The organism is Deferrisoma palaeochoriense (assembly GCF_054656955.1).
Genome location: NZ_BAAHXI010000016.1, coordinates 12,237 through 24,919, shown reverse-complemented (window position 1 = coordinate 24,919; position 12,683 = coordinate 12,237). Strand labels below are relative to the sequence as shown.

Sequence of the window (12,683 nt, the reverse complement as noted above, 5' to 3'; positions counted from 1 at the left end):
CGCGCCCGAGCGCCTCCCCAAGTCGTTTGGCCCGGACAGCATTCTCCAGGGAACCGTCCTGGATCCACCCGCGAAGGCGTTGGAGGCGTTCCATGCATCTGAGATCCTGGCTCACGGGTTTCCTCCGGTCGGTCGATCGTTAGGGAGCGCGGCTGCCATGCGTTGGGCCCATGCCCTCAACTCGGCCTCCACCTCGGGCAAGAGGGCCGCGGAACCCTGGTGATCCCGGGTCACGAGTGCCTCGCACGCGGGGTAAACGTGGTCCAGCAGTTCCGCCAGTGCGGCCACCGCCACGAAGGTTCGTCCCAGAACCGAACGGTCCACCCGGCTTAACTCGGTCAGGCGCCCAATGCTCCCGTCGGGAGTCTCCCCGGTCGCCAGGCGCTCCAGCATGTCCTCGAACTCCCTGAGCGCCCGAGACCCCGGGGAGAGCCCCACCCGTTCCAACTCCCTCTTCTCGGTGACGTATCGGGTCCACTGCGCGTGGGGGACGGCAGCAGGCTCGACGCGGGCGACGTCCTCCAGGACCTGGGCCTCCTTCCACAGCACCTCGAGACCCCGTCCGCCCGTGGCGTCCCAGATCCAACGGGCCGCCGCCACCACCCGTCGCCACTCTTCGTCCACAGCGGCTAGAAAGCTCTGGCGGAACGTATCCACCAAACTTGCGGCCAGCTGGCAAGCGGTCCAGCGGAGCCGTTGGGCTTGGGGCAGCGGCCACTGCGCCTGGCCCAGGGCGTCCAGGGCCGCCACTACCCCATCCCGGACCGCCGCGGGGTCGAGGATGCCGGCGGACGCCCTCTGCCCCCTCGGGACCCTGAGGAAGTCCAACGGGAGCTGCTTCACCACCCCGTACCTTCGCCGCCACTCCGCCACGAGAGCCGCCCACTCGCCTTCGCCGGGAGCCGTTCCGGGCTCGGCCCGTCCGTCGCGCACCGCTTCCCACTGCGTCTCGGGCCTGTCCCCGGGCTTGATCCAACCCGCCAGCCATGCCCCGCAAATGAGGACCCGCAGGGCGATGACCTCCGGCCGGCCCCCGAGGGCTCGAGACTCCCGGGTGAGTCGGCTGTCGGCGTGTTCTCGCATGACGCCCGCCAGCCACGCCTGGAACCTCGCCACTTCCGCCAAGCGCCGGGCCCAGGTCGCGCCGTCGAGGTTTTGGCCGTGCTTCACCCAGGCCGCGGCCACGAGGCCCCGGTGGACCTCGGGTTCCCGGCCCACCACGAAATACTGTTCGCCCTCCTGCCCCCGCGTGCCCTCCAGCACCACCCGGTTCTGCGTGAACAGAAGGGCCCACAAGGTCGGTGAAAGCCCCAGGGTTTCCGCGTCCACGGCTTGGACGCAGGACCACAGGAGGTCCTCCCACTGCCGCGCGGCCCGAAGCGCCTGGCCGTCCATCCACCGGTTCAATTCCTCCACGGCGTCCCGCCAGGAATCGGGCAACTCCGGTTCCCGCGGCGGGCGGGGAGGCTCCGGTGGGCGTGGGGGTTCCGGTGGTTTCGGCCCCGGAGGCCGGTCTGGGGGCCCAGGAGGAGGTGTGGGTGGGGAGGTTACCCTCCGCCGGATTCCCCCCGGCCAGGGCAGGGAAAACGCCTCCATGACCTCGACGGGGATCCCCGAAAAGCGGATCCGCCCTTCGCCGTCTTGCCGTTCGAGGCCGTCCGAGGGGTCGCCCCACCACGCGGCGGCCCTCCGCAGCCGGTCGGCATCCTCCGGCGGGAGGTGGGCCATCCTGTCCCGAAGGTCCGGCCCGGGTGGGACGGGATCCAGGTTGCGCCCCTCGATCTCCCCGCTGGGAAATCTTCCCTCCACCAGGGCCTGTTGGTCCCCCAGCACGGCGGACACGACATCGCGCAAAAGTCCCCGCGGCGTGCGCAGACTCTGGGTCCCTTCCGGGTCCCGGAGCCCCCCCCAGAACCGCTCGAGCGCGTGGGACGTAAAGGGATAGAGCCCGACCCTGGCGTCCCCGTCACCCACCGCTGGCACTTCCGCCGAACCGAACGCGGCGTGGCAAGGCTCCCGGAACCGGCACGCTTCACAGGCGTTGGGCCGGGGGTGACCGTCGGCCGACTGCGCCCAGGAGGCCACCCGGTTGGCGCCCAACCGCACCGCGTTCAGATACGTCGCCACGAACTGCTGCCGCTTTTCCGGGGTCGCAAGGAACAGCGTCTCCGTCTCGGTGATCGAGGTTCCCGTCCCGCCGGTCAGCCGAATATGGAGGGACAGCCGGTCCCGAACGTTTCCCAACCCCCGGATAAACTGTTCGTAGTAAAAGGGCGTCAGGCCGATCACCGCCACGAGGTCGCACAGGTCCCGCCCGGTCTCGGTGTCGGACCGGGCCAGGAGTGCCTCGAGCAACTGACGGTCGACCCCCTGGAGGTTCGTGATGTCCTCGAGGAGGAGGACCAGCCGTTTCTCCCGTTGCCGAAGAAGGCGCCGAACCTCCAGAAACCGCGACTGGAGTTCCCCGGGCTGGATGCCAAGAAGCCCCTGGACCGCGAACTCGATCCGGGCGTCCAGCGCCTCCAGGAGCAACCGGCTGAGCCGCGCGGCCTCGGTCGCCTCGAGTGCCTGCCGCTGGGCCTGGGGGTCGCGGTGCTCGGCCGTGATCCTCTGGAGCACCTCAAGCTCGTTTTGGATGGCCGAAAGCCACTGTTTCGCCCGGCGACCAAGAAGACTTCGATAGCCCCTCGTGTTCACGGCGATGTGGACCAACTCCACCACGTGTTCCGGAAGGAACACTGCGGTGGCCTGATCCCGCTGCCCCTGCCTGCCCTCGATCGTCGCTAGGATGTCCCTCGGCGCCCCCCAGCGCTCCCGGACCTCCCGGAGGGCCAGGACTTCGTAGACCCCGTTGAGTTCCACATATTCCGCCCCCGCGGGCGGGCGAACCCCCGCTGCCCAAGAGTTCCTTAGGCATGCCGTCTCCAACTGCTGCAGGAACAGCCGGGCCCTTCCCTCGGTGGAGTAATGCCCCAAGGCCCCCAACTGGGCCAATGGCGCAGCCACGTCCGGGTCCTCCCGGGCCAACTCGTCCCTGAGGCGTTGGAGGGTTCCGAACAGGCTACCGTCGCTGCGGGGGATCAGAACCACGAAGTCTCGCCCGTTCTTCGGCCACCGGTGATAGAGCCACCGGATGAGATGGGACTTCCCCGCCCCGGGTTCGCCCTCGACGAGGGCCAGGCAGTGGGGTTGGGGCCTGGAAAGCGCATCCCGCAGGGCGTCCTCGTGGCGCCGGGGGAGAGTCCCCGCCACCACCTCGAAGGACTCGATGGGAAGGTGAACCGCCAAGAACACCGAGCGGTCCCCCTCAAGGGCTTCCCTCCGGATGAAATGGTCCACCTCCGAGGCCCGCCAGCACGCGTAGTTCACGAAGGCGCTCATTCCTGGCCCCTCCCGTCTTCGGGGATGATCACGCTCGCAACGGCCGCCGGTTCGAGGCCGTCGCGGTACAGGGGCACCGCCGCCTCACGGTCGCCCCCTTCGAAGCGCAACTGGATCCGCCCCTCCCGGTGCAGTTGCCGCAGGGCCTGGGTGAGCGCCCACGACACATGGTCTCCGGCGGGGCGGCCCCGCTCCCGCCGAAGGGCCACTTGGTACCGGGTCCCCCCGTCCAGATAGGGCAGTTCTTGGCCCAAACGCTGAAGGAACTCCCGCGCCTCCAACTCGCCGGGGCCCCAACCCTGAAGAACCGCCTGAATCCTCCGCGCGGGCACCGGCAGAAAGGGGACAATCCCCCGGGGGCCCGGGAACCCAAGGCCGAGGGCGGTCATCCACCGAACCCACACGTCCCATCGGGTATCGTTGAACGTACCGGTGCGCCCCTTGTTGTCCGGTTGGGACAGGGCGTGGCGAAGCAGGTCGGCGATGTCTCTCGCTCTCTGGCTCAGAACCCCGGGACCGACCACCTCCACGGCCACAATGAGGCTCGCGTACGCATCGAGGACCTCCTGTTCCGAATCCTCCGTGAGGAACGCCTTGTGGGCCCGGTTCCAGACGGCTTCTTCAGAAACCGCGAGATCGCCTGCCGTGCCGAACCAACGGCCGTTTTCCCCTTGCCGCACCAGGTCCAACGAACTGGCGACCCCGAGCAATGATTCACAGATCGATCTTGCCGATCCCCCCTCTTCCCTGGCGGGGTCCTCCGCCCACACGACCAACTCGTCCAGGGTGCAACCGGCGTCGCCGCACTGCGCCACGAACCGGGTGACCGCCGCCACCGCGTTAGGTCGAACTGTCGGGTCCCTAAGCACACTCATCGCGTTCTCCCTTCCCGCCTCCGAGACGCTTGGACAGGATCACATCCTCCGACTCGGCAGGTCGATGGGGGGGCGATTGGTCGCCACATCTTCAAACCGGCGCCCCTCCACCCGCAATCCCGCACGCACGATCCACCACCGGAGTGGCCCTCCCCGTTTCCACCACCCATGGCCCCATGCCCAGTGGCGGGTCACCTCTCCCCACGGATCCGGCAGGAGAAGAGCCGTCGGCACGGCCAAGGGGGTCCATGGGGCGTCCTGACTCAGAACCGCTTCCCACTCGAGCACCCAACCGGCCTCATCGCTCGCCTTTTGCCAGGCCGAGGCCACCCGTTCCGCCATGCCCTGCGGGGCGATCACCTGCCGGATCCCCTGCTCCTTGAGAAACCCGATCCAGTCCTCCACCTGATCCCATTGCGCTTGGCTTGCCACAGCCACCCGCGGGACGGGTTGCTCCCCGGAGCTCCCCCGCCACACCGCATCCCCGCCCAGATGGCATTCCCAGTCCGGGGGAAGAATCCCGTCTCGCCGACAGGGGCCACACCGGCCGCAGGGGTCTGTCACAATGTCCTCCACCGCCTCAAACACTCCGGCGAGCAGGCACTCCGTTCCCTGGTCCAACAGGCGGAGAAAGCCTGAGGCTTCCTCACGCCCCTTTGCCTCCTCCTCGTCCCGTTGGTGGAACAGTCGTTCCAAGCAGGCCGCGGCCCCCCCTTCGTCCCACAGGGCATCCCACCCGGGCACAGACGCCACGTGCCACTCGTCCCTTTGGTCGTCGGCCACGAGCACCTCGACGGCTCCGTACCGCTGGAGTTGCACGAGAAGCGAGCGGTTCCAGAACCGGTTCCGCTCCCCCGTAACGGCGTGCTGGATCTGCTCGCCCCGGGCATCGAGGGGCAGGAGGTACGCGGGTTGCCCCGTCCAGGGGCTCACTTCCCCAAACCGGCGGGCGCGCAACAAGGCGACCCACCGTTTCGCCGCAACGTCCAAAGTGAGCGTTCGCCCACTGGCCAACCGCCTGGCCAACCGCGCGTCCTCGGGGCACCGCAGAAGTACCGCCAGAGCTTGGCGACCGTCGCGGCCCGCTCGGCCGATCTCCTGATAGTACCGCGACGCACTTTCCGGCACGCAGGCGTGCACCACACAGCGGACGTGGGCGTGGTTGACTCCCATGCCGAACGCGCTGGTTGCCACGACAAGGTCCAGCGCCCCGCCGCGCCAGGCCTCCACAATGGATCTGCGGTCCGGGGCCGGCGTATCCCCCGTGAATACCGCCAACCGCCGGTACCCTCGGCCGCGAAAGAGTTCCGCCAACCTCTCCGCATGGTCCACCTCGGTGGTGTACACGACGCACGGTCGGGGGAGCGCGTCCAGCAACCGGGAGAGCGCAACGTCTCTCGATTCCGGATCTTGAAACTTGAAGTCCACGAGGTCGAACTCGCGCCGCGGCACCCCCTCCCGGATCTCCAACCAGTCCCCGTCAGCGAACTGCTGCTTCAAGACGCGCCGACTCTCGTGGTCCACCGTCGCCGAGAGAAGGACCGCTCGGAGCGCCGGATCGCTTTTCCGGAGAAATCGGACGAAGGCGCCCAACCGCTGAAGGTCTGGGCGGAAACTCGTTCCCCACGAGGCCACGGTATGGGCCTCGTCAACGAAGACGGCCCACAGACGACCCCGCGCCGCGAGCGGTCTGTCAGGGTGATCCGGGGGCAGCGTGCAGCGGAGGAACCACTCCCGCAGCCGTCCCAGGAGGATCTCGGCAGTGGCAAACAGGAGGGGTGTTTCGCCGCGAAAGAATCCGGCGAGGATGTCGTCCCGTTCCGCCGGGGGCAGGTCGCCCGTCAGGGCCCGAGAAGACTCCAGGCCCGGGAAATCCTGGGCCGAACGTTCGTGGTCGAGGGCCAGCGACACGGTGGGAACGACCACGAGGCCAACCGGCTTCTCCTCGGCCATTGCCCTGCTCCGGGCCCAAAGGGTACCCAACTGGAACAGCAGGCTCTTGCCCGTGCCCGTGGCAAGGGTGGCGAGCAGAGTCGCCCCGCCCGGCATCGTGAGGAGAGCCCGGACCGCCGCTTTTTGGGAGGGGTTTCGGTAGGTCGGATGAGGCGTGAGCCGAAGAAGCGGAGTGTCCGCGATGGTGGGTCGGTCGGGTCTTCGCAGGCTGTCGTCCACCGGGAGGACGCGGGCCAACTCCTCCCGAAGCGGGCCCGGGAGTTCGGGGGGAAGCGCCCCGGTGAGGCGCACCTGAACCGTTTTTCCAGAACCCGGCTCAAGAACGAGCCCAAACCGCTCCGGCTCCACGCCCCCGACCAAGCCGAGCGGCAACTGGAGCGGCGCCCCCGAAAGGCGCACCGCCTCACGGATTAGCGCACCCCTATCCGCCGGGGCCTCGGCGGCCCGAACCCGCCCCAAGAGATCGTCCACGCGCGATCGGCGCCAGGCGGTTCCGTCCATATCGCCCGGCGAACCCCCCAGTTGGTGCATACCCCCTCCCCGGTTAGGTTTGGCGGACACTTAGCGGGTCACTGTTTGCCCGTTTCGGCCGGTGCCCGGACTCCCTTGAATCCACGCACCTTCAGGACTGCCCGCCCGTGACCACGCTCCACGATCGGGTCATGTACTCGTGGAGGAGGAAATTCGCGAGCAGGTGGATGTCTTTGGACGTGTTTTGGAGTTCGTTCCACTTGCGCCGGGACCCGCGGCCGAAGTCCCAGTATCCGTGGGTCCAGCGGCAGACGTCCTTGATTCGGCCCAACTCCCTCGCAAACTCCTCCACCGTGGGCTGCCCTTGAGGATGGCGGTCGGCGATGGCGTCCATGAGGAACCCGAGCGACACCACGCCCGCGCCGTGCATGAGCCGGGATTTCCGGGGTGGCAACCCCCAGGCATCGGGGAACACCTGGCGGACCGCGGACCAGAACGATTTGAGGACCCCGAGCATCGCCTCCGTGTCGCCGCGGCCGTTGTCCGGGTCGCGAAAGCGGTACAGGGCCCCATCCGAGAGGCTGTTCTCGAGCATTTTGAGGACCGAGTTGTCCTGCACTACGCCATCGGGGTTCGTGGGCGTGCGGATCATCCCCTTGAGCGGGGAGTCCTCGTCGAAGTTCAAACGCGCCAGCAGTTCCGCCGGGAACCGGCGCTTCTCGAGCGCGGAGGCGAGCCGCCCCTCGGTGGTGGGAAGCAACTCGTACAGGAGGCCCTTGGGCAGGGGCTTCGTGGAGTTCACGAGGATGAACTGCTCGCGCTGCTCCCGCTCGTCCGGGGCGATAAACCCCACGGCGCACAGGACGAACCGGTCCACGGCCGCCTCGCGCACGGCTGCAAGGCGCTGCTGGCCGTCCACGATCCAGCCCGGCCGTTCCTCCTCGGGGGCCTCCGGATCGACCGGAATCTCCAGGAATCCGGCCCGCACGTCTGGGGTCTGGGGCCCTTCGGCCGCCGGCACAAACCGAACCCGGTCGTCGAACGAGATCACCACGGCGTTCGGGATCATCGGGTCCGGCGATTCAAGGTACCGCCGGATCTCCGCAATGTGCGAGAGCACCTCCGGGCGCTGGTACCCTTGGAGCAGCGTCCCGTCCCGCCGCCGGATCCGCGAGATGGACGCAATCAAAGGCACCTGTTTCCCGTCGATGGCGAACGAGTAGATCACCCGCCGCGGTCCCTGCCGGATCTCCAGGGCGGGCACCCGCATCAGATCCATCCCTGTCTCCCTCCGTTTCCTCACAAAAGGGTCCGCTGGTCTACCCGGAGACCGCCTTGGCGGTTTCCACCCGCCCTTGCAACTCCCGGTAGAACACGCAGAGGTTGTGGAACCCCCGCCTCCGGTTTCGCTCCGCCCCGCGGAAGAGCACCACGTCGATGCCCAGTGCCCGGCAGATCTCGCAGGGGCATTCCTTCCACGGACGATCCTCGAGCGTGCGGCGGTATTCGAATGAGAAATCCTTCTTGGGGGAATGCACCGCCTGGTAGGCGAGCACCGTGTCCAACGTCTCCTCCAACTGCGCCTCACCCGCATCGTAGGCACGCAAGAGGTCAAGACAGCGCCGTTCGAGTTCCACCGCGGTGGCCTGGTCGATCTTCCCCGCCCGGATCTCCCGCTTCAACCGGTTGTTCTGCTCCACCTGGGGCACCCGGATCGCGGTGTACCGGCCGCCGTTGGGCGCGTAGTAGTTGTCCCGGTCGTCCATGAAGGCCTGCTTGAGGGGGGCCGTGCTGTCGAAACTGATCACGCCGTGGCGGGAAATCTCGTCGAAGCGCGCCAGGCGAGTCACCCCCAGAAGGTGCAACCCCGTGTCGGGCCCCCGCACCTCGTCCACGGCGCCCAGCACAGCGAGGATGTCGTCGGTGTTCAGGGGAACCATGCCGCCCAAGGCGATCCGCCGATAGCCCATGGCCTGTAGGTCCTTGACGGCCTTCGCATAGGACTTGGGGCTCCATCCCTGGGCCACGCCCATGGGCTCGAACCGGCACCCCTGGGTCCGGTTCACCCGGAGGAACTCGTCGGCCAGGGTGAGGGTGATCTCCTGACGGTTGCGGTACTCCTCCGGGATCGCGTCGTCCCCGAACGGGAGCCCCGTGTCGAGATCCGCCCGGTACGCGAGGATCACGTGGTCCACGGAGATTCCGATGTCGAAGCCCAGGCGCTCGTAGAACTCCGCCACCTCGTCCACCGTGTAGGGCGGGACCTCCTCCTTCACGTAACTGAACGCGCCGCAGTCCCCCATAGTCTCGAGCCGGGCCCACCCGGGGCGATCGAGCCGGAAGAACCGGCGGACCCCCTGACGAAGCAACCGGTGGCGCTGGGCCATGGAGTATTTTCCGGTGCCACCCCCGACCCCGTCGACGATCGCCTTGGAGACGAGGATCCCGTCGTACGGGGGGGCCGAAAAGACCTCATGGGCATACAGATCGTCGCGCTGGCGGACCCGGGTTTCCGAGCGGGTCTCCTCCCGGAAATCGAAACTCGGATCCACGAAGTCCTGGCTGTCGGGGAAGAAGAACCTCACGCCGCGCCCCCCCTCTCCTCGAGGTATTTCCGGATGAGGTAGTTGGAGAGCACACTGATGTGGCGCGGGACGTTTTGCAGTTCGTTCCAGGCCATGCCCCCCAGTTCCTCCCACTCGCCGCCGGTCCAGCGGCACCAGGGAGCGATGCGCCGGACTTCCTCTTCGGCCCGGGCCTTCATGTCCGAGCCGGGCCGGACCATGGTCATAACCTTGTCCATCAGACGCCCCATGGCGCGGATGCCGACCCCGTGCATGAGCCGACTCTCGGTGGCCGGCTTGCCCCACGCGTCGGGGAAGACGTCCCGCACTGCGGACCAGTAGGCCGAGAGGATCCCGAGCACGGCCGAGAAATCGGTTTCGCCGGTCGCGAGGTTCCGGTAGGGGAACAGGCATCCCGACGGGGACGCGAGGCTCTCCTCGACCATCCGCACCACCGAGGTGTCGGTGACCACGGCTTCCTTTCGCCGCTCCTTGGGGGTGGAACTCCGTCGGATGAGGCCGCGAAACGGCGATCCCTCGGCCTCGTTAAGCCAATCGCACACGGCGGACGGCACCTTGCGGGCCGCTAGCCGGGGGGGAAGCGGGGAGTCGACCTCGGGCAGGAGTTCCGTGATGAGCCCCCGGGGAAGGGGCTTTGCGTTGTTGATCCGCAGAAACTGGTCGCGCTGGAGGCTCACCTCTTCCGCCACGAACCCCGCGACCGGCACCGGCAGGTGCCTGCGTGTGGAACTCGACAGCGCGAGCGCCCGCTGCTGCCCGTCAACGATCCACGCCGGCTTCGGGCCCCCCGGCCGGGGCAACGGGATCTCCAGGACGCCGGCCGTGGCGACGCCGTCGAACGCCCCCGGACCCCGGCTCGAGCGAAACCGCACGTCTGGGCTAAGCGACAGGATGATGGCGTTGGGGAAGAGAACCTCTTTGCCGTTCAGGTACTCGACGATCTCCTGGATGTGCCGCTTCACGGCCGGGCGTTGGTATCCGATCAACCGGTTGGCGTCGTCCCGGGACACCCGGGAGATGTCGGCCACGTCCAGGAGTTCCTCGCCCTTGAGGGCGAACAGGTAGACCGGGTGCCGCGGATTCTGGTCGATCCGGATCGTCCTGCGGACCAACACGCGCCCTTCCTTAGCCACCGCTCGCCTCCCACCGCCGTCGTGCCGTTTCATACAGGCCCGCAAACCGCTTCTGCTCGCAACTCCTCCCACTGGCCCGCAGTTCCCGTAAAAGGACGGTGCGGCTCCGGACCCCCTGCCGGCGAAACGCCTCCATCACAAACGCCACCACCTCGTCGTCGGTCATGGGCGCCCGATCGGCCCGCTCGAGGGCCGGAAGGGCCTGGAGGCGCTTTTCGAACTCCTGACGAACCTCCGAAGCCCGCAACGCCTCGCCCGCCGCCCGTTTCAAGATGTATCGGGCCGCCCGCACGTTCAGGGAAACCCGCGCCCCTCCCACCACCGACTGGAACCGGGCGTCCAGCGGGACCACGTTCTCGGACAGTTCGCCGTTGACGGTCGCCCCCGCAGACACCAGGAGGAGTTGCTCAGGGTGCCTCAGCGCGCCGCGGGTGGCGAGAAGATCCTCGGCCAAGGCGTCGGCGTAAACGCCCCCTCCCGCAAACAGGATCACGGCATCGGGGTCGCTTGCCGCCAGTTCATCAATCGAAGCCGGTTCCTCGCTCCCCCAGGGCTTGGGCTTTGCGGCCAACGCCCTCCACCACCGGCGGTTCACGGAGACGGCGGCGTGGCGGGGACCCGCCACCGAATCCTCGTGGCCCGGGGTGAAGGTTGCGGCGTAGGGCTTGAGACACACCCCCTCCGGGATCAACCCATACCCGGCGGAGGCGACCCACACACGGCCCCCCGCGAGCAGGGGCCGGCACGACTGGGCCACCGCAAAATGGTCGCCAGCGTACAGCACCTCCACCGGAACCGGCGGTTCAGGATGGCCCTCGACCGCGGCCCACCAGAGATCGGCCCGATCCTCGGGGGGCCCGTCGGGAATCTCCCGGAGCCGCAGTTCGGCGGGGACGGGCTTCCTTTTGCGATCGGTGCAAGAAACGATCAGATGGACGCGGGGCCGCACGAACACCTCCGTTCCTGGGGGAAACCGGAGGCAAACGTACCACGACGCCGGCGGCCCGGTCCACAAAAATGCACTATGAGTTGTGTTTCAGGTGGTGCAGTTTTTCGCAGACAGAGGCAACACTCCGACGGCAGTTTTTACCGGCGAGGTCTGCGCCACTCCTTGCGCGCAAACGCGCTGTGGTTGTGGATGCTCTCGTGGTTCACCACGTGCACCCGGAACCACTCGACGCGATCGTCCTCCCGGAGCTGCACGGCCACGTTCCGCAGGATGTCCTCGACGAACACGGGGTTGTCGTAGGCCAGCATCGTCACAAACCGCTCGTCGGCGCGCTTGAGCAGCGGGTACACCGGTGCGGACGCCGAGCGCTCGGCGACGTCGATGAGTTCCTCGATCCAGACGAACTCCGGGGAACCGTCCGGGCGCCGCCGGGTGCGGACCTCGATGTTCACGTGCCCCCGCTGGTTGTGGGCCCCGTAGTCGCTGATCTCCTTGCTGCAGGGGCAAAGGCTCGTCACCGGCACCCGCACCCCCAGCACGAAATCACTCTCGCCCCCGTTCGCCTCGCCGATGAACCAACACAGATATTCCATCAGGGCCTTGGCCCGGGTGACCGGCGCCTCCCGCTCGAAAAAGTACGGAAACTCCACCTCGACACGGGCGCTCTCCGCGTCAAGTCGCTCTTTGAGATCCCGCAGGATAGCCGGCAGGGTGCGCATGGTGACTTCACCCCGGTGCTCGTTGAGCACCTCGATGAACCGGCTCATGTGGGTGCCCTTGAAGTGATGCGGCAGGCTGACCGACATCGTGAACGTGGCCAGGGTCTGCTGGAGTTCCTGGGAGCGGTCGAGCACGTAGATCGGGTAGCGCAGGTCGCTCACCCCCACCTGGTCGATGTCGACCTCCCGGGTATCCGGGAAATTCTGGACGTCGATCATCCCCCGTCCCCGCGGTATTCACACCAAGCGGTGCGGGACTCCGCCACCTTCACCCGAGACAACAGCGGCAAACGCGGCTGGAGCCGATCCCAGATCCATTTGGCCAGGTTCTCGCTGGTGGGGTTTTCGAGGCCGTCGATCTCGTTCAGGCAGTTGTGGTCGAGGGTTTCCAGAAGCGGCCGAAACGCCTCCTTGATCTCTGCGAAATCCAGAATCCACCCGGCCTCCGGATCCACCTCCCCGGCCACCTCGATCTCCACCTCGTACGTGTGCCCGTGCATCCGGGAACAGGGGTGGGTCTCCGGCACGCGGGTCAACCGGTGGGAGGCATGGAATTCAAAGCGCTTCGTGAGCGTCATCTGCATATCTTAGTCCCTCTACGCAATCCGACCCCAGAC

General features: G+C 67.6%; 9 protein-coding genes. All 9 read right to left on the bottom strand.

Features of this window, described 5'->3' with window-relative positions; all coding sequences use genetic code 11:
• Positions 1 to 111 precede the first annotated feature (111 nt).
• Entirely contained in the window at positions 112 to 3,381 is a 3,270-nt protein-coding gene (locus tag ACYQ8L_RS06395; RefSeq protein ID WP_459940950.1) for a hypothetical protein, read from the bottom strand.
• Complete coding sequence (locus tag ACYQ8L_RS06390; protein ID WP_459940949.1) at positions 3,378 to 4,256, bottom strand: hypothetical protein; 879 nt, start codon at positions 4,254 to 4,256, stop codon at positions 3,378 to 3,380. The genes ACYQ8L_RS06395 and ACYQ8L_RS06390 overlap by 4 nt, the downstream gene beginning before the upstream one ends.
• A 39-nt stretch (positions 4,257 to 4,295) precedes the next feature.
• Complete coding sequence (locus ACYQ8L_RS06385; RefSeq protein ID WP_459940948.1) at positions 4,296 to 6,740, bottom strand: helicase-related protein; 2,445 nt, start codon at positions 6,738 to 6,740, stop codon at positions 4,296 to 4,298.
• A 91-nt stretch (positions 6,741 to 6,831) separates the two neighbouring features.
• The gene (gene dbpB, locus ACYQ8L_RS06380; RefSeq protein WP_459940947.1) at positions 6,832 to 7,959 is read right to left on the bottom strand and encodes a DGQHR domain-containing protein DpdB; all 1,128 of its coding nucleotides are present in this window, start codon (positions 7,957 to 7,959) and stop codon (positions 6,832 to 6,834) included.
• A 40-nt stretch (positions 7,960 to 7,999) separates the two neighbouring features.
• On the bottom strand, positions 8,000 to 9,265 hold the full coding sequence (dpdA, locus tag ACYQ8L_RS06375; protein ID WP_459940946.1) for a tRNA-guanine transglycosylase DpdA: 1,266 nt from the start codon (positions 9,263 to 9,265) through the stop codon (positions 8,000 to 8,002).
• Positions 9,262 to 10,380, bottom strand: a complete 1,119-nt coding sequence (gene dbpB, locus ACYQ8L_RS06370) for a DGQHR domain-containing protein DpdB (protein ID WP_459940945.1) — start codon at positions 10,378 to 10,380, stop codon at positions 9,262 to 9,264. The genes dpdA and dbpB (ACYQ8L_RS06370) overlap by 4 nt, the downstream gene beginning before the upstream one ends.
• A 10-nt stretch (positions 10,381 to 10,390) precedes the next feature.
• Positions 10,391 to 11,347 (bottom strand): hypothetical protein, encoded by a 957-nt coding sequence (locus tag ACYQ8L_RS06365; RefSeq protein ID WP_459940944.1) that lies wholly within the window; start codon positions 11,345 to 11,347, stop codon positions 10,391 to 10,393.
• Between the two features lie 137 nt (positions 11,348 to 11,484).
• A complete protein-coding gene (gene folE2, locus ACYQ8L_RS06360) occupies positions 11,485 to 12,285 on the bottom strand; it encodes a GTP cyclohydrolase FolE2 (protein WP_459940943.1) in 801 nt (266 codons plus the stop codon).
• On the bottom strand, positions 12,282 to 12,650 hold the full coding sequence (queD, locus tag ACYQ8L_RS06355; RefSeq protein WP_459940942.1) for a 6-carboxytetrahydropterin synthase QueD: 369 nt from the start codon (positions 12,648 to 12,650) through the stop codon (positions 12,282 to 12,284). Before queD ends, folE2 begins: the two co-directional genes overlap by 4 nt.
• Between the last annotated feature and the right edge of the window lie 33 nt (positions 12,651 to 12,683).